We start from the raw sequence: 22,910 nt of genomic DNA, 5'->3' as shown, positions 1-22,910 counted from the left end.
CGGAGACCGTGAAAGGACTAAGCGGAAAAGAAGACTACCAGATGTCCTCACCGCGGTCGAAAACGTCCTGCACCGCAGCCTCCCAGCCCTCCGGATCCCTACCCTTCAGTATCTCGCCGGCTGTGGCAAAGGAAAGGAGGGAAAGACCCGAGGCAAAATCGTTGGCATAGAGCCCGTAGTAGAGCTTGCCGCCGTTGCCCGCCATGAAACGCAATTGCTTCGCAGCGATCGACTCCAACCAATCGCACCCTGTGATCCCTCGAACCGATTCGAGCAGGATCCATGAAAGTCCCGGTTCATAGCAGCGAAAGTGGTCATTGGCCGGGTGCTCGAAACAGCCGTCGGCCATCTGGTTCTGGTGAAACCAGTCACAGAATTCCGCATGGCGGGCCTCAAGGCGGGCCCAGATCGTATCGGCGGAGGCAACCGCCGCGGACTTCAGATCCGCCTCCATCAGGTTGGGCGCCATGGCGGGAACAATCTGTTCGGGTTCCGCCTTCGGGCTGAACTGGATCACATCATTCAGCGGAACGGACAGTCTCTTCCGCATCTCCGGGCTGGTCAAGGCAGCGACCAGGCCCTCCGAGGCATAAAGAAGGATCTGCTGGGGCGCGCTCTTCGTCCACTCGCCCCAGAGGGTGTTCTTGTAGTCGAAGGTACTGATGTATTCGATCATCGGCACCGCGGCATCATAGTAGTGTGATTCCCCGGCCAGCGCGGCGTAGCGGATCAGGGTGGCGGCAAAGAGAGAATCGGCGCACCAGTATTCCCGCATGCCCTCCGGATTGATCTGGTGGTTGAGCACCCCCACCCCCATGACTCCCTTGTCCGTCAGGTAGTTTTCCAGGCAGTGGTCGATGAATCGCTTCACGCTGGAAAGAACCTCCGCGTTTTCGGGCAGGTGCGGGAAGGTGCGAACCGCTTCAAGCATGCCGTTGGCCGAAGAGGCATTGTCCGCCACACAGGAACAGTTGACCATGCCCCGGGCGTCGCGATTGTATCCGTACCCCATGTCGAGCATGTCGGGGTAGTGGACCCCCTGATACTGCATCATGCGGGCGCTGAATCGGCGGCAGATCGCTGTCATGCGGGCGTCGTCCAGCAGCCCCATGGTCCGCGACGCGCCCATGACCACGTAGGCTTCTTCAAAGCAGGCCTGCATGGGATGGGCCATGCCCGGACTCGCGATGATGTGATGGGAAAAGTAATTCCAGTGCCTGATCAGACCACGGGCGACAACGGCGGGGTTCAGCTTCATAAAGGGTGGGTTTCAGTCATCCCGAATTCGCCACCCGGGTCAAACCCGCGGTCGGTGGTTTCGAACGGGTTCAGGCAGATCCGGACGGCATCGGGCAGTCCGCATTGATCTCATGATGCCAGCGCCAGGTATCGGGTTCCTCCCATTGGCCAACCGCCAACTGCAAGGACAGCCGGTCACCGGAGGCAAGCGTCTCCTGAGGGGTGCGCAGGATTCGAAACCCCCAGTTCGTCGCCCGGTCCGGGTCCCTCGGGTCAGTCGTCAGCGAAAGATCGTCATCCACCCGGGTTCGAAAGTAGACCACAAAGCCGTCGAGCCGTCCCGGATCGGTGATCGTCCGGTCAAATCCGACGTCGTAGGGAATCTCCGCTTCATCCACGGTGTGCAGGTCCAATTTCAGAATCGGCCGGGGCGAGCAGAGAAAATGATCGATCAGGTCGAGGTCGCAGCTTGAGATCCGATAGTAACGCGGATGATTCGGTCGCTGATCCGCCAGGCAGGAATAGTCATAACCCTGGACTTCCATTTCCCAGATGAAGGGAAGAACGCGGTTGTCCTTCAATTGAACGGGCTCGCAGAAAAGCACAAAGACCCCGGGCCGGATCAGTCCACCGGGCTTGAGCAGTCGGTCCCGCATGTCGATGAGGTTCGCCACCATGCTCTCGTCAAAGAGACAATCACCCATCTGTTCGTGCAGGATCACGTCGACCGGCTCATCTGTCGTGAAAGCGGAACTGTGGGTCGCCACGAACGTGACGTTCCCGACCCGATTCGCCTTTGCCAACGTCTTGGCATGGGTCAGGATCTCGGAATGGTCGATCGCATAGACTTGGGCGGCGCCCTGACGGGCCGCCAGTGCGGCCAGGATGCCGGTCCCCGTTCCCAGATCGATCACCCGCGAGCCGGGTCGGATATGTCGGGAAATGGCGGCCTGATAAAATGCCATCCGGGGCTGGTCGGCCAGCATACGCTCCTGCTCGTGGAAATCGGCAAAAAGCAGGCCGTTGTGCTCCCGGTAGTCCGACTCCGGCGACCATGGGGGATAAAACCACCGAGCCAGGCGCGGTCGGGCCCGAATCCATCGGCCTATCGCCCTGAATACTCGTCGACCCGAAGAAAACAGACGGACACTGAAATCCTGAAGAACTTGAAGAAGCATAAGGTCCCGTTGCAACGGATGCTTCAGGAGCCGGACCATGTCACGCTTCCGCGTCGGGCGCAATCCGAAGAATTGGCTCCGGGATGATGCCCATAAACACAACCGCGGTATTGATTCCCGGAACCCGGCATCCTATTGTTCGGCCATCCTTCCCGAAATAATGAGGGAATGACCGGAACCCCAACCATGGCCAAATCAAGAGACGCCAAGAAAGAAACCAAGAAAGCTCCACAGAAGACCGCCAAGGAAAAGAGGGAAGCCAAGCGCGCCAAGAAGGGCTGACTTGATCCCCGTTCGAAAGGGACCGATGCAGATCGGTCCCTTTTTTTGTGGCCCGACCGGAAACGCCCGGGCCTGAACCGACCACCGCTCCCGTTCATCACCCATGACCGCCCCATCAAACCCACTGGCCGCCCTCGCCGGAAAATCCATCGAGGAAAAGGCCGCCCACATCCAGTCTTTCTACGAACGGACCGTCTTCCATGAGTGCGGAATCATGTACTCGATGATGAAGATCGACGGCGAAACCATCCGTCCCTTCGAGCCGCGGGATTTCGAGGGGATCGAATCTTTTGACTTTGCCGGATGGCGCCTCAAACCGAAGGGGCCCTGGGAATACCGGAACAACGAGAACTCAATCACCACTTCGGGAATCTACCTCGCCTCCCAATGCTACCGCTATCTGGCAACAGGGGACCCGGCAGCGATGACACGGGCCCTGAAGGCGTTTCATTCACTCGACCTCATCTACCGCTTCGGAGAGGATGACGGGCGCCCGGGTTGGATGGGCAAACCCTATGGATTCCGGCTCTCCGACCAGACGAGCGGCGACCAATACCTCGATGCGACCTGGGGTCTTTTCACCTTTCTGGAGATTGCCCCCCCGTTGGAACGTCGACGGGCCGAAGAGATGCTGATCGGGTTTGCCGACCATTGGCGCAAGATAGACTACACGATCTTCTACCTCAAACACACCTGGAGCAACAAGGAGGAGGAGCATTCCTACAATGCCATCTACATGGCGATCAATCAGATCGCCTGGCACCTGACGGGAAATCCGGTCTACAAGGCAGAATCCGACCGGTTCCAATCGATTTCACGCTGGAAGACCGAAACCAAAATCGGGGCGTTCCGACGAAAGATCCAGAGCGGCGAGATCGACGACTGGATGTTCAACAAGCTTGTCGAGGGCCATCTCGGACCCAACGAGTTCCTTTGCTGGGAAACGACCATTCACAGCAAGTTCACGGCGGTTGCGGCCGAGATCATCCACAGGCTCAACCCGGCCGTAGTCACCCGAAGCGAATTGATCGGGACCCTCGAGACCTGGTGGAAGACCTGGCCGATCGGCATGGGCGAGGATCTCATGCCGTTCTACTACTTCATCGTCGACGTGGAAAAGGACACTTGGCGGCCCGCTCCTCGAACCCGGCGCCTGCCCCGCGAGGAATGGCTCCTCGGCCAACCGGGTTTGTCCTACACCTCGCAGAAGCGGTGGATGGAACCCATCTGCCGATTCCTGGTCACTTCGGTCATCACGGCCGAATACTCTTCCGACCAGCGGTCTGCCGCCATCGAACTGGCCCAAAGGATCATGCAGAGCGTCGACGCCGTCCGCATCAAATGGCAGCATGATCCCGATGGGCAGCAGATTGTGGCCGACAACGCGGATGTCAAAGAGGCACTCAGCAGCGAGATGCCCGCCTCCTACCTCGCTACCTTCTGGCGTGGCCGCAAGCGTGGGTTCTGGTGAAGTGCGGTCAGACCGATCGGCAGCCTTCCAAAACTGCTCTCAATTTCTCGGGACCGCCCCCGACCCATCGTTCCGCGCCTCTGAAGGCGGATTCGCCGTCTTTCCATCCTGTTGATCCCTGCGCCTCAACACGAACCACCAGAAGAGAAGGATATGGCCCGCAACCATGAGCAGCGTCACCACCAGCGCGATCCAGACCAGATTATTCATTGCGGAAATGCCGGCTCAACGGTCAAGCGCGGGAATCATGGTCTCGGTCACCGGGTATCGCCGAGCCCTTCCGGCAAGATGGTTTTCATAATCGTCGATCAGCCAGTCGATGTTGCGCCGGACCGAACTGATGAGCCCTCCGGCCCGGTGGGGCGTCAGATAAGCATTGGGAAGCCTTCTCAACTCCGAATCGGCCGGCAGGGGCTCCGAATCAAAGACGTCCAGACAGGCGATCAGATCACCCATTTTCAGACGTTCCGCAAGGGCCGCGTAATCAACCAGCGCCGCCCGGGCGACATTGACCAGGATCGCGTCCTTGCGGAGAGCCGCGCACCGTCCCGCATCTATCAGGTGACGGGTGCCGTCATTGCTGGACGCACAAAGAACCACGATCTCACATTCCGCAATCATCGGATCGAGATCCATCCTGGTGGCCCCGTATTCGTCGAGGGTCGCTTGGCTGACATAGGGATCCACCACCTTCAGCTCCACCTCGAAGGCCCGCAGAAAACGCGCGAGGCGCCGGCCAACCTGGCCGAAACCGACGATTCCAATCCGCCGGCCGGTCAGTTGTCGCTCAAGCGGATCTATGTCCCGCGGAAAGACATCAACCCATTTCTCCATTCCACAACGCATCGCCGAGTGATAATCAGACAAATGCCGCAGGGCGTTCAGAATGAGGCCGAGGGCCATTTCCGCGACGGCCGGGGAAAAGCCGGCCCGTGAGGTCGAAACGGCAATTCCCCGGGAAAGCTCGGCCCTTGCCCCCGCCTGGGTGATATCGATATGACCGAGATAATCGACCGTTCCTATCCGGTCGAGAAGCGCTTCGTCGAGGACCGGCCACGACCACATGAGAACCGCATCGGCCCAGAGAAGGTCGGCGGCGATTTCATCGGCTGTGTTGTGGGACGTCTGACGGACTGTTCCCAAGCGAGCCAGTCGCTGAAAACTGGCGACCAGCTCCGGCTGGGTGAAAAACGCTGGCGGGAGGTTGACGAGAATGGCGGGTCTCACGGTGGGAGGTAAGTTGGAAGTTCCACCTTACATTCAGCGTCACCCGGACCGCTAATCAAGAAGAGACCAGCCGTCTCGTCGAATCGCAGGGGCCTCAGGGAAAGCCCCGTCCCGGAATCCGAAAGAAACCACCACCGCCCGTCCGGTCCCGGCCATGGGTAGCCCGAGGTGAAAGCGTGCCCTTCGGTCAGGATACTCTTCTGGTACGGTCCAATGACCGAACGGGCCACGGCATAACGACCACTCATCGGAGATTCCCCATCTCCCTCCGTCCAAAACAGATGATAGGATCCATTCTTCTTGACGATGGTCGCCTGGCTGCTGTCCGAACCTGTCAACACAACCCAATCCTTGATCAATCCGGGATTTCCGGGATCTATCGGAGTCATCCGGGCCCCGTCGACGACCAGATAGAGACTGCCGCCATCGTCTTCGAAAAGTGAGGGGTGCCCGCCCTCGGCCAGCGGTCGATCCGGGGTCAGAAGGTCCCAGGATCCATCCAGGTTGTCGGTCGATGCAAGACCGACTCCGGTGCCTCGCTGGAAGACCAGGAAGACCTTGCGCCGGACCGGATCGTAAAGAAGCCGGGGGGCGGAGAAAGGTCCCCTGCCCCAGTCGGGATGGGCCAACGACAAAGGGCCTCCTGCACTCCAGGAGACGAGGTCGGAGGAGGTCCAACGGGCGGGTATGCCCGCGGCATTGATCCCAACCATGGTGAATTGCCCGTCCGTGCAAATGATCGCGGCATCTATGAGCCCGCTCGGCAATCCCTGCAGGGGATTGAACCAGACCAGCATACGCGTGTCCGCATCGAATCCGATGTCGCTGGTCGCCACCGACGAGATATCGAACCGACCTTCATTCGCATGGTTGCCGTCTGTGACCAGAACGCCGTTGACGCGGAGGTTCTCGAAGCGGACGTTCTCAAACCCGAACTCGCCGTCCCAGGGAACCATGAAGCTGCGGGCAAAGGGGAATCCCGCCTCCAGCTGCAGCCGGATATTGCGGAAGGTGAAATTGCGGATGGTGTGCCGGCCGCCCCCCTCCCCCGCCTCCTTCCGCATCCGGATGTCGATCCCGGTCGCCACCGGGGTCTCGACGTTGATGTTCTCGAAAAGGAAATCCTCCTGCACGCCCGGCCCATCTGTACCCGGTGTGCTGATACGCAGATTGACCAGCCCGCTGTTGTTGCGCCGACGGTCGGTCCTCCATTCCCCATGAATCACGTCGATGTCGCGCACCGTGACATTCCGGGCCGACTTTGAACTCCAACCCAGTTGGAAACAGGCCCCATTGTCCCCCTGCCACATGACCAGGTCGTGGACAAGGAGGTTGTCATGGTAGAGCCAGACTGCGTCATCGTTGGCCCGGATGAAGCAATGACGGATCACTGAGTCGGCAAACCCCGGGATTCCATCGTTGTTCAGGCGCCACCCCATGGCCTTGACCCAGCTCCAGGTGTGATGGGTTCCGGATCCGCCGACCGTATGAAAGGGTGAATCGGCCAGAACGATGCCGTCCACGGTCAGATGGTCGCCTTCGACGATGAGGAGCTTGAGGTAATCCTTGCCGGGAGCGGGCAGTTCATACCAACCCGCCTCCTTCCCCGGGGCGGCCTTGGCATGCCAACCAAGGTGATGGGCCGAGAGAACCCCTCGCCCATTGAGAACAAATCCGTCCGCCCGATCGCGGATGCTCAGGCAGCCTTTCACAAACGCACCGGGAGCGAGATAGACCTGACGGATCCGTGAAGGGACAACCCACGGACCCAGTTCATGAACTCCCGGCTCGAGTCGAACCACGGTCGCCGATTCCGGGACGGCGGCGGCCGGCTTATCCGGAGTCAGGCTGAAGACCTCCGGAGCCGACTTCGATGGAACCGAATCGAGATCCTCCAGGGGATCGGCAAAGATCATGAGCCCATGCAGGGGCGTCCCGGACGGGTCCAGGTCGCGGTCGACAAATTCGACCGAATACTGTCCCGGTTGTCTGATCGTGAAACGGGCAATCCATCCGTCGAGTTCCGCCTCGATGGCAAAGCGTTCCGGACGCACCATCACCCCGGTTGGGGGCGGCGGATTGACCAGATCCGGTCTCCAGGCCATCGCCGGAATACCCGGTCGGACCCGGCCGACCTTGGTCACTTCAACGGTCACTTCGCCCGCAAAGGCGAATCCGGCATAGGACAAAGATTCAAAAAACTGCTTGTGACGCGAATAGGACTGCTCAGCCCAATCCGAGACACTCTGGTAAACGAACGCTTCCTGCGTCCGGTCACCCTGAGTCACCCGGACTTCGTAGATCGGACAGGCCAGAGCCGAATCGGCTCCCGGGTAAACCATCAGGTCATTCTCATGAAAGGGCGCCGCAATTGAACCGGAGGCAAGGATGGCGAGCGGAAATACAGGCTTCACGGGACAGCATGATAAACAACCCACCCGATTGGTTCACCCAAAGACGGCCCGACAGGTGGAATCTGAAGATGGACGGGTGTGGATGCTCCGATCAAAAACCACAAGGGCCGGTCAGCAAACGGCAAATGACGCCTCGCGCGCCGTCCTCGCCAGATGATCCGGCTTCAGGGGTCCTGACGACAGGGTCCCGAGACCGACTTCGTCCCGGTCAATCCGTGACCAACAGCGTGAAGGCCCGGCCTTGGGCCGAGTGATTGCCGGTACCCACCACAATCGTATTCGGAGAAAGAACAGCGAGATTGCTCGCTCCTCCGCTGGAATCTTCCGCGAGCTGAATCCACTCCGACCAGGAGTCTCCCGAGTCATCGGATATCATGACAACATGCCGGAAAATATCCCGGGTCTGGTCAGTCGCCGTCAGCAGCCAGAACGTGTCGCCCTCCCACTCGAATGAAGCGCACTGCCCGAGAAATCCTTTGGAAAAGAACTGATGCCCGGGGGTCCAGCTTTGCCCCCCGTCCGTGCTCTGAAAAAGCGTCGCGATGCCCGACGCGAGAACGAAAATCCGATCACCAATCCGAACGAAGTTCATGAGATCGCGAGCCTCGGGAAAGTCCGCCGTCTTCACCCAGCTCTTCCCCTCGTCCATTGACCTGTAGATCTTGCCCGAACCCTCGTAGCCGACTCCAGCCAGGACCTCCCTTCCTCCCCAATAGCCGAAACAGGTGACATTCTGCCGGGGCTCTTCGGTGCTCAAGGGAATCCAGTCGAACGAGGAGAAGGCGTCCTCCGATCTCACGATACTGGTCCAGCCGTTCTCCGAACGCCGGAGTCCCGCGAGCATGACCCCGCTTTGCAGTTCCACCAGACCCACGGTTCGGGAAGATCGGGGCCGGGCGAGGACGCTCCAGCTCTCACCCTCATCCATCGAACGGGCCACCAGCGCCGGCTCCGAGGTGGTGATGTAGAGGAAGCCGTCGGCGGCCCGGATGAAATTGCGCACATCCTGAATCTTCCAGGAATCCCCACCGTCCCAGACCTTCCGCCAGGTCATCCCCGCGTCTTCGGACTTGAAGATATCGCCGGTCTCCTCAGTCCCGATAAGCCCGACCCCCTCGGTCAGCTGAAAGGTCGAGCGCACGTTGGACTCCCCGGGTGGCTCAAAAACCCCGGCCACTTCAACCTTTGGGAAGCGGCATGAGCCGGCCACCACATTCGTGGTCCACGTTTCCCCGGCCGATGGTGAACACGCGACCACCAAAGTGGACATGAGGAGGAGCAAACCTCTGAAGGGGTCCGAAGAGGAGCAATTGGCCATTCCTACAGATGCCAGGAACACGGGAAGAAATCAAACCTGCGACGCCAACCGGTGAATCGGGCGGGAAAAACGCATCCCTCAACCCGGTTGCAGATCCACCTTTCGTCCGACCGCCGCGACATTTTCCCGGATCATATCCTCGTTCCACATATTGGAGATGACCGCCGAGACATTCGGGTTCTGCAGGACAAAGAGATAGGCCTTGACCGGTGCACTGTCCTCTCCCGGCACCAGGCGCTGAAGCTTCTCCTCGCGCCATGCCGGAAGCGGCTTGAACTGATCAAAGTGAGTCCGGACGGAGGCCGCCGCCTTCATCGCGACAAAACCCACGCCGTGCTTCGCCGCATGCGCAATGGAGGCTTCCATCGTCCCGTGATTGATCACGTTATAGGATGCCATCACAAGATCATAGGTCCCCAGATCCACTGCCTTTCGGGTGACCTGCTCGAAGGCCGTATGCGTGGAAACGGCGACAAAGCGACATTTGCCCTGCTTCTTCATCTCATCCAGCGTCTCCAGCATCTCGGGTTCCTCGAGCTGCTCGGGGGAAGAGCAACCATGAGGGCAGAAAAGGACATCGTAATGGTCCACGCCGGTTCGCTGCAGACTCTCGTCGAGGATCTCGAACATGCGTGCCCGGAACTTCCCGTTCCCGTCGATACGCTGCCCATAATCCTTCTGCATGGCAATGATCCGGTATTCCCAGTCCAATTCCCGCTCGTGGCCCGGGAAATAGGTGAAGAAGACTCCGGGTTTCCCGACCGACCGTTCTTCGACGATCTCGGCGGCACGCTTCTGGATGGCATTCTTCTTCTCCGAGGGCAGGCCCTCATAGAGATCCCGATACATCTGCGTCCGGAATCCGCCGAACGCGCTCAGTTTGGATGCGAGGAAAAGTCTGTCCCGGGCACCCGGGTTATCCTTGAAAAAGGCTCCCAGAGCTCTCTCGCTCTCACCGTCCTTCCCATAACCGGAGGCGGTATCGATATAGTTGATCCCAAGGTCCATCGCCAGGTGAATCATCGAGCGATTATCCCGGTTGATCGGGATCCCACCCATGACCAGTTCCGACACCATCATCCCGGTGGCGCCCATCCGGCGATAGGCCATGCCCACCTGCCGGTTTCGCCACTCTGGCGGATTCGCTGCCCGAACCCGCGGCAGGGCGGCCGTCTCGACCGGATTGGTATTTCCCCTGGCCGTAGGCACGGCCGCCGAAACCGCCGCCAGTGCCGAGGCCTTCAGAAATGAACGTCTGGATGTAGAGTCAGGTGGTTTCATCATGGATGCAGAGAACGCACCGAATCAGACCCGGCCCGGTGCGAATGTCAAACGACTGACTTGGTCTTCGGGGCCGCTGTCAGTTGCGAAACGAACCAGGAATCTGAAGCTCGCGCGGATGTGCCCGGACGCATCAATCGTCGAGGCCTCCACCATCCCGATCCCCGCCAGCCGCAGCGAATCACTCCGGCCGGGCAAACTTGGAGATCAGCTTCACAAACGCACTCTGGTAGTAGATGGCGGGCTCCGTGATTTCCCAGGAATTTTCGGGCCAACCGTCATTGAAATCCAGATAGGCCTTCTGGGGCGGATTTCCACGAATCCCCTCCCGACTGCCGCCATAGTTCTTGTTCGGGCCACCAGGCACATAACCGGGAGCAGGGTTGGCCTCCAACCCGCTTCCGTGAGAAAACCAGGAATGGTAGATGCGCACCGCGGATTTTTCGGCTCCAAAGGAACCCATATTCGTCAGGTAAACCAGCCCCATCGGATTGACCCCGCAGAGGGAATCCAGAATACCGGCGGCCCGCGTTCGCTGCAGATCCCGATTTGCCGCCGCGAATCCATGGAACTGCAACGACAGGCTGGCATTGCCTATATTGGACCTGACATTGTTGCTGCCCCAATGGTACTGGTCATCCGGCATGTGAGCCCGATAAAGGTCGGATTCGCCGTCCCAGCAGATGATCGGATCATCGCTCCGTCCGAGTTTCTCCACGCGTTCCCGGATGGAGGCAGTCATCGCGGAAGGAGCAAGAGCGCTGCCCGTGTAATGCAGAAACGCATCAGCCGCCACACCGTGGTAGACAAAGTAAGCTCCCTCGGCGAAGGGATCCACATCCATGTAGTGGTTACGCACATACTCTCCATAGGTCTCTTTCCCAGTGACCTGATGCAGATACATGGCCGCGACCACCGCGCCTTCATCCTGCCGGAAAAAGCTCCAATCCGCATCGCCCGCCTTGACCGTCCCGTCATCGCAGTTCTCGCTGCGCGGATTGGCAAAGTACCAATCCCAGGCACGCTCCGCCCTTGCTTCGAGTTCGGCCGCGAACGATTGCCACCCGGAAACCTCCCTGAAAACCAATGCCGCATGGGCGTACATCCCGGCCGCGGCGATGGCCGCAGATGAACAGGGCGGCACATAATACCGTCGATTCTCATCCGCACTCGGCGGTGTTGAGGAATCGTGGTTGATCGCACCCATCTTCAGGATGACCCCTCCGTCGGCTTCCTGCATTCGGGTCAGCCACTCCATTTCGAACCGGACCTCATCGAGAAGATCGGCAATGCCGTTCCCTGATTCGGGGATGCGCGTGTCATCCCTGAAGACTCCCGGATTCTCTTCGTAGGCCGAAAGCAGTTGGTGGATCGGACTCGTGGCGAAGGTTACGTATTTGTTGTAGTCGCCCGCGTCCATCCATCCGCCGCGAAGATCCCGCGCAGTTTCCGGATTGTCCGGATCCAGATAGGACCGGGCCTCGGTATCCTGACCCGGATGGATGAAGGCCGGGCCATCCGCCCAGTCGGGTCCCGCGAGGGCCGCCTCCTTGGCAAAGGCCAGTCGCTGATAGAAAAAGACCCTGACGGCCGTATCCAAAACCCGGTTGAAGACCGTCTCCGAAATCTCAAAACCGTAGGATCCGACCTCCCGATCCACATCCCAAAGGTAGAATTCGCCCGTTTCGTCAACTGCCGTGAAATTGAACCACCACCCCCGATCGCCCGATTGCTGGTGGACTTCACCATTCTTCCAGGCCGTGGGCGCCCCTTCAAAGACCACGGAATCGTCCCCCCGGCGACGGACCTGCATGGTGGCCCCCGCCGTGAATTCCAGATCCGCGTCGGGTCCGACCTGGGGGTCCGCGATCACGGCTACCTTCACTGCATCAGGTAGATAGCCAAACTGATTGACGCGAATCAAAGGCTGGATGACGGGCGGCCCGGCCACCAGGCGAATCGCCAGAGTCACAACGACGGAAAAACAGGCGAAAAGGAATCTGAAGGGAGAGAGAGTCATGAGCTTGCCCGGAAGTCTGCACCCGCCACGCCCATAGTTCAACCGGAATGGATCCCGCATTTCCACTAACGGGGGACTCATCACCAGCCTCCTGATGGATTGACAGAAGGCACTCCGGGCCCATCCTCACGACGCTCCCCCTGTTTCGGAATCCGGGACTATCCCCAATCCCCGCCCCCCCTTTCTTCCCCATTCAACCATTGCTGTCCTTTCCGCCTACGTTCGACGGATTGTCGAGGTCCCGTGTGAACGGACGCAACCTTCGCCCAATTTCGGCGCCCGACCAAAGATGAAGAACCGGCTGCTTTCATCCTCGCTCTTCGTCTGGTTTGTCACCCGGCTGGTCTCCTCCTACTCCCGGACGTTCCGCCTGACCGTCCAGAATGAGCAGACCTGGCGCGATCATCTCGAGCAGGGAGGGTCCGTCATCCTCTGTTCCTGGCACCAGCAATTCTTCTCCTTTGTCCGCCACTTCAGAGGCTACCGTCACTACCGGCCCGGCCTGATGATCAGTCGCAGCACCGACGGTAGCCTGATCGCCGGTGTGGCCCGGGGAATGGGTTGGATCACCGTCCGGGGATCCTCCTCCCGCGGCGGACTCGAGGCGATGCGCGGCATGATCCAACACATCAGGAAAAACCGTCTGGGGGCGCATATCGTCGACGGACCCAGGGGGCCGATCGGTGTGATCAAAAAGGGCATCATCCACATGGCCAGGGAAACCGACGCCGTCATCGTACCGGTCTACGCCACTCCGACAAATGCCTGGAGCTTCAGGAGCTGGGACCGGTTCTTCATCCCCAAGCCCTTCTCCCGCGTGTGTATCCAGTTTGGCGATCCATTCAGACTCCCGCCCCGTGACGACGATAAGTGCATCGAGGCCGAACGAGCCCGGCTTGAGGCCACCATGCGCCCTCGACTTTACGGGAGCCCTTGCGTTTGACCGTCTCCGCCACGAATCGATGAACACCGAATCCAGGGCCACTCGAGAAGAACAATCAACCGGGCAGCTGATAGGCGTCGGCGGACTTCGTTCCCGCTTCCGCACGCTGTTCGTCCTGCATGCGACCTGGATGGTGAACTCCCTCGCCCATCGCCAAGGCTACAGGAACCACCCGACCAGCGACGAAAGCCGCAACAACGCCATTGTCGGCCTTATCGCCCATGGGGAGGGTTGGCACAACAATCACCACCATTGCCAGAACTCGGTCAATCACGGGCACCGCTGGTGGGAAATCGATTTCACCTTCCTTGTCATCTATTTTCTCGGCATCTTCAGTTGGCCCATGACCTGGATTGGCTGGGGGCAGCATCGCCCGGTCCGCCACCTGAAATACTTCAGCCACCGCAGGCAGAAGATCACGACTCTCTTTCCCGAAAGGACCCGACCGGGCGCAATATCGGTCGCCGCGACCCCGCCTTCATCGGCCATCAGGCTATCTTCGCCACTCGGCGCAACTCTTCTATGAAGACCGCCAGGGGCTTCTCCGCCGACGTCTTCGAACGCCTACCCACCGCAATGCAAAGGGGAGGTGGCGGATCGGATACGGCCTTGAGAACAACGCGATTCGGAAACCGCTCTGCCACCTGCAGCACAACCATGGCAATCCCCAGGCCCGACTCGATGGCTGTCACCAGGCTTTCCCCGCCGTCATATTCCGCTTCAATCCGGGGACGCAATCGGTGCGCGCGCAGCCATTCGGCAAGAAGCTCCCAATACTCGGGATAATCGCGCTGAGCGAAGGCCAGCAGGGATTCACCTTCCAGATCCGCCGGTTCGATCGAGCGGCGTCCGGCCAACGGGTGGCCTCGGCCCATTGCCAATCGCCAGGGAGAACGGATCAGGGTCGTCCAGTCCACGCCGGCAGAAGTGTCCGCACCTTTCACCGTCACCACCGCGTCCAGTTCGCCACTTTTCAACCCGCTCAGCATCTCTTCCGTCGACCGGTCGAACAGATCCACCCGCGCATCGGGATGGGTCTGCCGAAAGCTCTCCACGGCAGGCGAGAGGAGCCCGGCCGCGAGGGTCGGAGCGTAGCCGATCCGCAAACGGATCTCCTTGCCCGCCGCCTTCACCCGCTCCAGGAGATGATCGGCCCGGGCGAGAAGCTCCTTTGCCTCCTGCAACATGGTCTCACCCGCGGGCGTGAGTTCGATCGAATGTGCCTTGCGCTCCAGAAGGCACTGACCGATCTCCTCCTCCAGCGCCTTGATCTGGCGGCTCAGGGCCGGCTGGGTCAGGAAGATCCGATCGGCAGCACGGCTGATCGTTCCGGCTTCCGCCACCGCGACGAAGTAACGCAACTGTCGGAGTTCCATCGGCGCAGACCCATAACAGAAAGGCAGTCTCAGGCAAACTTCCTTGCATTGGTCAGAAGCCGGTTTCTGTGCGATGATCACAACATGACAACCAGGACCCACTCACTCAAAGTCCGGAAAGCAGACGACCGGGGCCACGCGGACCACGGATGGCTCAAGACCAGCCATACCTTTTCATTCGCCGACTATTACGATCCCGCCCATATGGGATTCCGCACCCTCCGGGTGATCAACGACGACTGGGTCGCTCCCGGAATGGGCTTTCCCACCCACCCTCACCGCGATATGGAGATCTTCAGCTACGTTCTGGAGGGAGCCATCGGCCACAAGGACAGCATGGGCAATGGCCGTGAGCTGAAACCCGGACAGATTCAGCTGATGAGCGCGGGAAGCGGTGTCACTCACAGCGAATACAATCCGAGTGACTCCGAACCACTTCACCTGCTGCAGATCTGGATCCAGCCCAGGGAGCGCGGCCTGACTCCCAGCTACAACGAATGGCACCCGAAACCGGAGCATGAAGGAATGCCCAAAGTCCTCGTGATCTCGCCCGACGGAAGGGAAGACTCCGCCACCATTCAACAGGATGCCCTGGTCTACAGGGTGCTCCTCGGGCCCGGTCAGACGATAACCCATGACCTGGCCAAGGGACGCGGTATCTGGCTGCACACGGCCCGGGGAAAACTGGAGGTGGACGGCCTTTCCCTTGAAGAGGGAGACGCCATCGGCCGGGAATATCCCGGCGTCCTGACACTCAAAGCTCTTGAACCGGCCGAAGCCCTGCTCTTTGATCTGGGCTGACTCCCCAACCCCAGAATCTGGATCACTCCATCACCATGAAGCACCTCCCCACCATCGCCGCCGCCCTCCTCGGGCTTGCCTTTATCGTCTTCGGACTCAATTTCTTCCTGCAGTTCCTGCCGATGCCCATGCCGCCGGAGGGGTCCCCGCCCGCCATGTTCATGGGGGCCATGTATGTGACCGGCTACCTCGCCTTCGTCAAAGTACTGGAGATCGCCGGAGGCGTTTTCGTCCTCCTGCCCGCAACCCGTTCGATCGGACTCCTCATCCTCGGGCCGATCCTCATCAATATCCTCGCTTATCACCTCTACCTGATGGGCGGAGAGGGCCTGCTCGGCGTCCCCCTCGTTCTTGCCATCCTCGCGCTTTTCCTCCTCTGGACGAAACGGACCGCTTTCCTCGCTCTGGTCACGAAATAGGGCGGATCGACAACACCGGCCGTAACCCCAAAACGATCGGAGCTTTCCTGGAATCGGCGTCTTGCCCTTTCCATCGGTCTCGGATTGGTTGCGACCCTTGATCTTTCCCCCCACAGTCCAAGCCCGTCAGGCCCTGCCGCGGGGAGTCCGGGAAGGGCAGCCATTGACGGCCCTCGCTCCGATGCAGGACGTGACCGATCTTGCCTTCATGCGGGTGATTGATGGGTGCGGATGTCCGGACTACTTTTTCACCGAGTACTTTCGGGTCACCCAGACCTCAAAACTCGAGCGGCACATCCTGCGATCCATAGATGAAAACGCAACGGGGCGTCCGGTCTTCGCCCAGATGATCGGTGAAGATATCGATCACCTCAAGCGTACGGCCGGCGAACTGAAGACACACCCGGTTGCGGGCATCGACCTCAACATGGGATGCCCCGCTCCCAAGGTTTACCGGAAAAACGTCGGCGGCGGCCTGTTGCGGGATCCCGACAAGGTTGACTCCATTCTCGGTGCACTCCGGGAGTCAATTGATGGCCTCTTCACGGTCAAGATGCGGATCGGTTTCGAGACAACCGAACACTTCGAGCGACTCCTGACGCTGATCAACAAACACGAGGTCGACCTGCTCAGCCTGCATGGACGCACCGTCCGGGAAATGTACCGAAGTGAGGTTCACTACGACCGCATCCGGCAGGCCGTCGAAGCCGTCCACTGCCCCGTCCTGGCCAACGGAAACATCACGTCTGCCAGGAAAGCACAGGAGGTCCTTGAATCGACCGGGGCGGCCGGTGTCATGGTGGGACGATCCGCCATCCGCAATCCCTGGATCTTTGCCCAGATCCGGAAACACTTCTCCGGCGAACCGCTCCCGCCCATCCCGATGTCCGAGGTTCGGGCCTATGTCGATCGCCTCTTCCGGGCAACCGATGCCGCGGGCCTGCCGGAGAACGCACACGTCAGCCGGATGAAGAAGTTCCTCAATTTCGTCGGACAGGGCGTGGATCCCGATGGCCGTTTCCTCCACGAGATGCGGCGCACCCAGACGGAGTCCGCACTGTTCGAAGTCTGCGACCGGCATCTGCTCGACCCGGCCACTCCCTGGTTCGCGCCGGAACCGTTCCCGGGCGTCGTGGCCCGGCCGAGCCGCGAAGGGTCACCGGAACGGTAGGGAACCCGCTTCTGGCCTGACCGTTGGGGAGCGCCGGGGATTCTCCGGCAACCCGCTATTCGAGCCCCAGAATCCTGCGACCTTCGGTTGAGATCATCTGAGGGGTCCAGGCCGGGTCCCAGACAATGTCAACCGCGGCACTGTCGACCGCGGAGAGCGATTCGATCTTGGCCCGGGCGTCATTCGCAATGACCGGTCCCATCCCGCACCCGACCGCGGTCAAGGTCATCTTGACCTCGACCCGGTGTTTGCCGTCGGCAACCGGTTCCACCCGCAGATCATAAACAAGACCCAGATCAACGATATTGACCGGGATTTCCGGATCATAGCAGGTCTTGAGCGCCTCCCAGACCGCCGCTTCACTGAAGGCACCGTCCGCTTCTGCCTCGTCCTCTCGGGAAACCTCGAACCCGTCGCCAAGGGCGTCCGTGTCCATCGATTCAATCCGAAACAACCCTTCCGCCGTCCGAACCGTGGCGTTGCCCCCCAGTGTCTGGGTCACGTAAACAACCGTCCCCGCGGGAAGCGTCACCACGTTCCCGGCGGGAATGACAGTGGCCGGACAATCTCTGATCAATTCGAATTCCTGACTCATGGGCACCATCCTACCGCAACTGCATGGGACGCGTCACTCCTCAATCCGAACGATCGGCGACAGGGCATAGACCCCCCGCGGGTCGCTGAGTGAATCCAACATCTCGAGATCCTCGATCCGACCACGGACCCACTGGGAGAGGCGGCCTTCAAAGCGGGAGGCCAGAGGAGCTCCTCCACCACCGAGGCGCTTCAGGATTTCCTCCAGCCGGCTCCGCGGGGCCGGATAATCTTCGACCGCATAGTCCGTCAGGCCGGCCAGTTCCGCCGCATGCCGGATCGCATCCTCGAGCCCACCGATCTCATCGACCAGGCCCACTTCAAGGGCATCCTGCCCCGTCCAGACCCGACCTTCGGCTACCTCTCGCACCCGGGCCTCCTCCATTCCCCGCCCGTCGGCCACCAGCCTGATGAACTTGCTGTAAGCATCATCCACACCGGACTGAAGGATTGCCATTTCTTCGTCTGTCTTCGGACGCGAAAGTGTGAACATGTCGGCATGTCGGGCCGTTTTCACGCCGTCGAAAAAGATGCCGTGGTCATTGGCCAGCCGCTCGATATTGGGAATCATCCCGACCACCCCGATCGAACCGGTCAGGGTGTTGGATTCCGCAAATATCCGACTGCTGCGGCTTGAGATCCAATAACCGCCTGAAGCAGCGTAGGATCCCATCGAGACAACGACCGGTTTCACGGCCAAGGCCCGGGCCACTTCGTCCGCGATGATGTCCGCGGCGATGGCGGCACCTCCCGGACTGTTCACCCGCAGAACGATCGCCTTGGCCGTATCATCAGAAGTCATTTTCCGCAATTCCCGGGCCAACCGGTCGCTCCCGGCCTGATCCGCTCGGCCTTCCCCGCCCACAATGGTTCCTTCCACATAGAGGATGGCCACCTTGTCCCTGGACTCCAAGGGCGCGGCCGCCCAACCCACAGCGTGCACGTAGGCCGAGAGATCCACCTGCTTGAACGATTCGGAGGGATCAGCCACCCCGGTCGCCTCGCGCAGGCGGGCCAGAACATTGCCGAAATGTTCCACCTGATCGACCAGCCCGATTGAAAGGGCGATTTCCGGACTGATCTTGGCGTGTTCGTCGATCACGGACTGAAGCTTCGCCGCGCTGATGCCGCGGGACAGCGAAACCGTGTTCAGGTATTCAGACCAGAGCCCGTTCAGAAGGGCCCGGTTCTGCAGCCGGTCCTCTTCGCTCATGTCACTGCGGACATACGATTCACCGTAGGACTTGTAACGGCCGGCATGGGGGACCTGGACCCCGATTCCGTAACGCTCAAAGAAATCAGCCAGGTAGAAACGCTCGATCGCCAGGCCCGGGGTGATGATGTCCCCCATCGGATTCAGGGAAATCGAGTCGGCCGCGGAAGCAATGTAGAAGTCACGCGTATCCGGAAACCGAAGATAGGCCAGAACCGGTTTGCCACTCTCCTTGAAGCGGACGATCGCCGCCCGGACTTCCTTGAGGGCGGCGAAGCCGGATCCCATTCCAGATGGCAGGAAGGATCCATGGATATACAAACCCTTGATCCGGTCGTCTTTCGAGGCGGCCTCAAGCGCCGACAGCAGGCCGCGCAGATGAATGGAGGGTGGCTTGTCGCCGACAACCGCGTCACGGAGCATCGCGAGATCGTCGCTGGACTGGGGCATGTCCGTCACATTTACCGAAAGATCGAGGACCAGCATCGCCCCTTTCGGAATAGCGGGTTCATGCTCCCCCACGGAGACCAGGACCCCGACCAGGAGAACCAGAAAAACGCCGCCTGCGACCATCCACATGCCGAATGCGATGAAGCAGGCGGCCAACATTTTGAAGAAGTCCTTCATCGACAGGACTAAACGTCCGGGAAGGGCCACTCTCAAGCGGGAAACGCATTTTGCGCCGCCCGAACACCCCTTCAGCCGGGCGAATCTCCATCAAAAACCTCGAAATCCATCCGATACGCCTTCAACCTCGCCCCATGTTTGCCCCCCTGGTCGTCGCCACCTGCATCATTCTCTACATCGCCTACCGCCTCTACGGGACGTTTCTCGTCAAACACTGCGGCCTGGATGACTCCCGGCCGACCCCGGCGGAAACCATGAACGACGGGATCGACTACGTGCCCACCCGAGCCAGCGTGGTCTTTGGCCACCATTTCTCTTCGATCGCCGGAACCGGACCTATCGTCGGCCCGATCCTCGCCGCCATCTATTTCGGGTGGGGACCCGCCTGGATCTGGATCATCATCGGCTCGATTTTCATCGGCGGGGTCCATGACTTCGGGAGCATGTTCATGTCGATCCGCAACCGTGGACAGTCGATCGCCACGACCAGCCGGGACCTGGTGGGCCCGGTGACCGGCCGGCTCTTCATCATCTTCGTACTTTTCGCCCTCATCTACGTGCTGGTGGTCTTTGTTGATCTCACCGCCAACACCTTCACGACCTCGCCGGTCGTGGCCACGGCCTCCGGATGGTTCGTCTTCGTCGCACTTGCCTTCGGATTCCTCGTGGCCCGCACCCGGCTGACCTTCGCGACCGCCATCATCATCTTCGTCCCCCTGACCTTCCTCGGACTCGTGGTCGGCGAATACTTTCCCACGCCCGACCTGAGCAAGAATTTCTGGCTCGCCGCCGTCATGATCTACGCTGCCATCGCCGCAGTCATGCCGGTCCAGCTGCTGCTCCAGCCGCGTGATTTCCTCAGCTCCTTCTTCCTCTATGCGGTCCTCATCACGGGCATTCTCGGCGCACTCATCGGCCGACCCGCCATCGAAGCAGCCGCCTTCACCGGCTGGGTCAATGAATCCGCCTCTCCCGCCTACCTGATGCCCGCACTCTTCATCACCATCGCCTGCGGAGCCTGCAGTGGCTTCCACAGCATTGTCTCCAGCGGAACCACCTCAAAGCAGATCCGGAAGGAAACCGACATCCGGAAAGTCGGCTACGGCGGCATGCTGGTCGAGGGTCTCCTCGCAACCCTCTCCCTCGGGACGATTGCCGTGCTCTCGACCGCAGACCTGAATGCCATGGAGGCGCGGGACCCGATCAGCGTCTTTGCCGCCGGTCTTGGCAAGATCCTCATGCCCTTCGGCTTGGCCGGTTCGCTCGCACGGGATTTCGCCCTTCTTGCCGTCAGCACCTTCCTGCTCACCACGCTCGATACCTGCACCCGGCTGTGCCGCTTCCTGATCGAGGAGCTGTTCGATTGGCGCAACCGGACCAGCCGCTACCTCGGCACCGTTCTCGTCCTCATCCTTCCGGCCTTTTTTGTCTTCCAGACTTACGGAGGTCAGCCGGCATGGAAGGCGACCTGGCCGCTCTTCGGTTCCACCAATCAACTGCTGGCGGCACTCGCCCTCGTCACCTTCGCCGTTTTCCTTCGTTCGCAGAAAATCAGGGCCGGCTTTGTCATCGTCCCGGCCGTCGCCATGCTCGCCATGCCCCTGATGGCCCTTCTCTTCATGGCCCACGATCACGGATGGACCAGCTTCCTCGGCGTCACCAGCCTGATCATGTTTCTGCTCGGCGCCTTCGTCTCCTACCGGTCCTTCGGGCTGTTCTGGCGAAAGGATGGAACGATCCCTGCTGAAGCGGCTGCCGGCAGGTAGGGCCTGGACGGGGGCCGCTCGATCTCAAACGCAATCGACCCTCAGTTCCAGAATCCGAGTTCCATCTTCCGAAAACACGAATGCCTCCCGACACCGGCAGCCACCTTCTCACCACCAACCGCAAAGCGCTGACCATCAACCTTGATGCGCACCGCTACGGGACCTTTGCCGAGATCGGGGCCGGACAGGAGGTGGCCCGCGCCTTTTTCCGGGCCGGCGGCGCATCCGGTACGGTGGCCAAAACCATCTCAGCCTACGACATGGCGTTCAGCGATGCCATCTACGGCAAGAGTCGGCGCTACGTCTCCCGCGAGCGGCTCGAGACCATGCTCGACCATGAATACAGCCTGCTCCGTGAACGGCTGTGGGAATCGCGCTCCAAGACCACCTCATTCTTCGTCTTCGCCAATACCGTGGCCGCCCTCAACTATCGCGGTGACAATGAATGCCACGGCTGGCTTGGCCTCCGCTTCCAGGATCACCCCGAGGCCGAACCCAGCGATCTCATCATCCACGTCCGGATGTGGGACCGCGCCACCCTGCTCCAGCAGCAGGCCATCGGGATCACCGGGGTCAATCTCCTCTACGCTGCCTTCTACCAGTCCGGCGACCCCGAACGAGCCGTTCCCTCCCTGATCGAGAACTGCGGAGCGGAGCGGATCGAGGTCGATTCAATCGAGTTCAAGGGCCCCGCCTTCACCCGGGTCGACCATCGGCGCATCAACCTGCGCCTCGTTCAGAACGAGCTGACCAACGCCGTCCTTTTCGGTCCCGGCGGCAGCGTTGAGCTGGCTTCGGAGGTCTTTCACAAGAAGCCCGTCATCATCCAGCGGGGAAGCTTCCGCCCCGTCACGCGGGTCAATGAGGACATGATGCGCTGCGCGGGGCGGCTTTTCGAGGATACCCGGCCCGGCGGCCCCGCCCCCGTGACAACCTATGAACTGGCCATGATGCCCCAGCCGGAGGAGCGCGAGGTCGACTACGACGATTTCCTCGGCCGGATCGACACCCTGACCGCCCTCGGACACCAGGTCCTTGTGTCCAATTATTTCGAATACTTCCGGCTCTCCAGCTACTTCCGGCGGTTCACCAACGAACCGATCGGCATCGTCATGGGGATCAAGAACCTCCTCGATGTCTACCAGGAGGGCTATTACGACAAACTCGACGGAGGAATCCTCGAGGCGATGGGACGCCTCTTCAAGAACAAGGTCAGCCTTCTCGTCTACCCGAGACTCGCCGATACCGGCCGCGCGTTCGAGCAGGAAGCGGTGGACGCCGTCGCCAAGGGCCTGCGCGCTATCGAGGCGCCACGGGCTGATGACGGCGCCGCCGTCATCACCACCGCCAACCTCCAGGTGGAACCAACCCTGCGCCACCTTCACCACCACCTGCTCGCCCGCGGATACATCCGCAGCCTCGACACCTACGATCCTTCCGTGCTCGACACCTTTGCCGGCAATGTCCGCCGGCTGATCGAGACCGGCCAACCCGGCTGGGAATCCAGCGTGCCTGCCCCCGCCGTGGCCGCGATCAAGACCGGGAAGCTCTTCGGTTGGAACGGGTGATT

General features: G+C 60.6%; 19 protein-coding genes. 8 read left to right on the top strand and 11 right to left on the bottom strand.

The features are described 5' to 3' along the window. Positions 1-34: 34 nt before the first annotated feature. Together R3F07_15055 and R3F07_15050 are read right to left on the bottom strand one after the other, a co-directional pair. A complete protein-coding gene (locus R3F07_15055) occupies positions 35-1,258 on the bottom strand; it encodes a hypothetical protein (protein ID MEZ5277697.1) in 1,224 nt (407 codons plus the stop codon). A gap of 70 nt (positions 1,259-1,328) precedes the next feature. Continuing rightward, positions 1,329-2,417, bottom strand: a complete 1,089-nt coding sequence (locus R3F07_15050) for a class I SAM-dependent methyltransferase (GenBank protein ID MEZ5277696.1) — start codon at positions 2,415-2,417, stop codon at positions 1,329-1,331. Positions 2,418-2,802: 385 nt separating this feature from the next. Between R3F07_15050 and R3F07_15045 the strand changes: the two genes are divergently transcribed. Continuing rightward, entirely contained in the window at positions 2,803-4,170 is a 1,368-nt protein-coding gene (locus R3F07_15045) for a hypothetical protein (GenBank protein ID MEZ5277695.1), read from the top strand. A 39-nt stretch (positions 4,171-4,209) separates the two neighbouring features. On the opposite strand, the gene R3F07_15040 is transcribed toward R3F07_15045, so the two are convergent. The 6 genes from R3F07_15040 to R3F07_15015 form a co-directional block, all read right to left on the bottom strand. Next, complete coding sequence (locus R3F07_15040; protein MEZ5277694.1) at positions 4,210-4,380, bottom strand: hypothetical protein; 171 nt, start codon at positions 4,378-4,380, stop codon at positions 4,210-4,212. A 15-nt stretch (positions 4,381-4,395) separates the two neighbouring features. After that, the gene (locus R3F07_15035; GenBank protein ID MEZ5277693.1) at positions 4,396-5,397 is read right to left on the bottom strand and encodes an NAD(P)-dependent oxidoreductase; all 1,002 of its coding nucleotides are present in this window, start codon (positions 5,395-5,397) and stop codon (positions 4,396-4,398) included. Beyond that, positions 5,394-7,811, bottom strand: coding sequence for a hypothetical protein (locus R3F07_15030; GenBank protein MEZ5277692.1), 2,418 nt, complete (start codon positions 7,809-7,811; stop codon positions 5,394-5,396). Before R3F07_15030 ends, R3F07_15035 begins: the two co-directional genes overlap by 4 nt. A 208-nt stretch (positions 7,812-8,019) precedes the next feature. Further along, positions 8,020-9,081: a hypothetical protein gene (locus R3F07_15025; protein MEZ5277691.1), complete on the bottom strand. Its 1,062-nt coding sequence runs from the start codon at positions 9,079-9,081 to the stop codon at positions 8,020-8,022. A 126-nt stretch (positions 9,082-9,207) separates the two neighbouring features. Beyond that, positions 9,208-10,413: an aldo/keto reductase gene (locus R3F07_15020; protein MEZ5277690.1), complete on the bottom strand. Its 1,206-nt coding sequence runs from the start codon at positions 10,411-10,413 to the stop codon at positions 9,208-9,210. 178 nt (positions 10,414-10,591) lie between these two features. Further along, positions 10,592-12,430, bottom strand: coding sequence for a glycoside hydrolase family 9 protein (locus R3F07_15015; protein MEZ5277689.1), 1,839 nt, complete (start codon positions 12,428-12,430; stop codon positions 10,592-10,594). A 289-nt stretch (positions 12,431-12,719) separates the two neighbouring features. On the opposite strand from R3F07_15015, the gene R3F07_15010 reads away from it, so the two are divergent. Both R3F07_15010 and R3F07_15005 read left to right on the top strand, forming a co-directional pair. After that, the gene (locus R3F07_15010; protein MEZ5277688.1) at positions 12,720-13,373 is read left to right on the top strand and encodes a lysophospholipid acyltransferase family protein; all 654 of its coding nucleotides are present in this window, start codon (positions 12,720-12,722) and stop codon (positions 13,371-13,373) included. A 19-nt stretch (positions 13,374-13,392) separates the two neighbouring features. Beyond that, the gene (locus R3F07_15005; protein ID MEZ5277687.1) at positions 13,393-13,899 is read left to right on the top strand and encodes a hypothetical protein; all 507 of its coding nucleotides are present in this window, start codon (positions 13,393-13,395) and stop codon (positions 13,897-13,899) included. Here the strand turns inward: R3F07_15005 and R3F07_15000 are convergent. Further along, positions 13,862-14,749 carry a LysR substrate-binding domain-containing protein gene (locus R3F07_15000; GenBank protein ID MEZ5277686.1) on the bottom strand — a complete coding sequence of 296 codons (888 nt, stop codon included), beginning with the start codon at positions 14,747-14,749 and terminating at the stop codon, positions 13,862-13,864. The genes R3F07_15005 and R3F07_15000 overlap by 38 nt on opposite strands. A gap of 84 nt (positions 14,750-14,833) precedes the next feature. Here R3F07_15000 and R3F07_14995 point away from each other — a divergent pair, with 84 nt between their 5' ends. The 3 genes from R3F07_14995 (at position 14,834) to R3F07_14985 (ending at position 17,140) form a co-directional block, all read left to right on the top strand. Beyond that, a complete protein-coding gene (locus tag R3F07_14995) occupies positions 14,834-15,550 on the top strand; it encodes a pirin family protein (protein MEZ5277685.1) in 717 nt (238 codons plus the stop codon). A 35-nt stretch (positions 15,551-15,585) separates the two neighbouring features. Beyond that, positions 15,586-15,969 carry a hypothetical protein gene (locus tag R3F07_14990; GenBank protein ID MEZ5277684.1) on the top strand — a complete coding sequence of 128 codons (384 nt, stop codon included), beginning with the start codon at positions 15,586-15,588 and terminating at the stop codon, positions 15,967-15,969. A gap of 97 nt (positions 15,970-16,066) precedes the next feature. Then, positions 16,067-17,140 (top strand): tRNA-dihydrouridine synthase family protein, encoded by a 1,074-nt coding sequence (locus tag R3F07_14985; protein MEZ5277683.1) that lies wholly within the window; start codon positions 16,067-16,069, stop codon positions 17,138-17,140. A gap of 55 nt (positions 17,141-17,195) precedes the next feature. On the opposite strand, the gene sufT is transcribed toward R3F07_14985, so the two are convergent. Continuing rightward, a complete protein-coding gene (gene sufT / locus R3F07_14980; GenBank protein ID MEZ5277682.1) occupies positions 17,196-17,735 on the bottom strand; it encodes a putative Fe-S cluster assembly protein SufT in 540 nt (179 codons plus the stop codon). A 33-nt stretch (positions 17,736-17,768) separates the two neighbouring features. Further along, on the bottom strand, positions 17,769-19,574 hold the full coding sequence (gene sppA / locus R3F07_14975; GenBank protein MEZ5277681.1) for a signal peptide peptidase SppA: 1,806 nt from the start codon (positions 19,572-19,574) through the stop codon (positions 17,769-17,771). Positions 19,575-19,708: 134 nt separating this feature from the next. Here sppA and R3F07_14970 point away from each other — a divergent pair, with 134 nt between their 5' ends. Both R3F07_14970 and R3F07_14965 read left to right on the top strand, forming a co-directional pair. Beyond that, the gene (locus R3F07_14970; protein ID MEZ5277680.1) at positions 19,709-21,340 is read left to right on the top strand and encodes a carbon starvation CstA family protein; all 1,632 of its coding nucleotides are present in this window, start codon (positions 19,709-19,711) and stop codon (positions 21,338-21,340) included. An 80-nt stretch (positions 21,341-21,420) separates the two neighbouring features. Continuing rightward, positions 21,421-22,908 carry a TonB-dependent receptor gene (locus R3F07_14965; protein ID MEZ5277679.1) on the top strand — a complete coding sequence of 496 codons (1,488 nt, stop codon included), beginning with the start codon at positions 21,421-21,423 and terminating at the stop codon, positions 22,906-22,908. Positions 22,909-22,910: the final 2 nt, after the last annotated feature.

It is taken from the genome of Opitutaceae bacterium, assembly GCA_041395105.1.
Lineage (GTDB): Bacteria > Verrucomicrobiota > Verrucomicrobiia > Opitutales > Opitutaceae > B12-G4.
The sequence above is the reverse complement of the archived record's forward strand: the minus strand, read 5'-3'. Positions and strand labels throughout refer to the sequence as shown.

What these genes read in the sequence shown, in the direction of transcription:
- R3F07_15025 (MEZ5277691.1), bottom strand. Translation starts at nt 9,081, where the DNA reads ATGTCCACTTTGGTGGTCGCGTGTTCACCATCGGCCGGGGAAACGTGG.
- R3F07_14990 (MEZ5277684.1), top strand. Translation starts at nt 15,586, where the DNA reads ATGAAGCACCTCCCCACCATCGCCGCCGCCCTCCTCGGGCTTGCCTTT.
- R3F07_14995 (MEZ5277685.1), top strand. Translation starts at nt 14,834, where the DNA reads ATGACAACCAGGACCCACTCACTCAAAGTCCGGAAAGCAGACGACCGG.
- R3F07_15040 (MEZ5277694.1), bottom strand. Translation starts at nt 4,380, where the DNA reads ATGAATAATCTGGTCTGGATCGCGCTGGTGGTGACGCTGCTCATGGTT.
- R3F07_15000 (MEZ5277686.1), bottom strand. Translation starts at nt 14,749, where the DNA reads ATGGAACTCCGACAGTTGCGTTACTTCGTCGCGGTGGCGGAAGCCGGA.
- R3F07_15055 (MEZ5277697.1), bottom strand. Translation starts at nt 1,258, where the DNA reads ATGAAGCTGAACCCCGCCGTTGTCGCCCGTGGTCTGATCAGGCACTGG.
- R3F07_15045 (MEZ5277695.1), top strand. Translation starts at nt 2,803, where the DNA reads ATGACCGCCCCATCAAACCCACTGGCCGCCCTCGCCGGAAAATCCATC.
- sufT (MEZ5277682.1), bottom strand. Translation starts at nt 17,735, where the DNA reads ATGAGTCAGGAATTCGAATTGATCAGAGATTGTCCGGCCACTGTCATT.
- R3F07_14965 (MEZ5277679.1), top strand. Translation starts at nt 21,421, where the DNA reads ATGCCTCCCGACACCGGCAGCCACCTTCTCACCACCAACCGCAAAGCG.
- R3F07_14970 (MEZ5277680.1), top strand. Translation starts at nt 19,709, where the DNA reads ATGTTTGCCCCCCTGGTCGTCGCCACCTGCATCATTCTCTACATCGCC.
- sppA (MEZ5277681.1), bottom strand. Translation starts at nt 19,574, where the DNA reads ATGAAGGACTTCTTCAAAATGTTGGCCGCCTGCTTCATCGCATTCGGC.
- R3F07_15015 (MEZ5277689.1), bottom strand. Translation starts at nt 12,430, where the DNA reads ATGACTCTCTCTCCCTTCAGATTCCTTTTCGCCTGTTTTTCCGTCGTT.
- R3F07_15005 (MEZ5277687.1), top strand. Translation starts at nt 13,393, where the DNA reads ATGAACACCGAATCCAGGGCCACTCGAGAAGAACAATCAACCGGGCAG.
- R3F07_15010 (MEZ5277688.1), top strand. Translation starts at nt 12,720, where the DNA reads ATGAAGAACCGGCTGCTTTCATCCTCGCTCTTCGTCTGGTTTGTCACC.
- R3F07_15050 (MEZ5277696.1), bottom strand. Translation starts at nt 2,417, where the DNA reads ATGCTTCTTCAAGTTCTTCAGGATTTCAGTGTCCGTCTGTTTTCTTCG.
- R3F07_15020 (MEZ5277690.1), bottom strand. Translation starts at nt 10,413, where the DNA reads ATGATGAAACCACCTGACTCTACATCCAGACGTTCATTTCTGAAGGCC.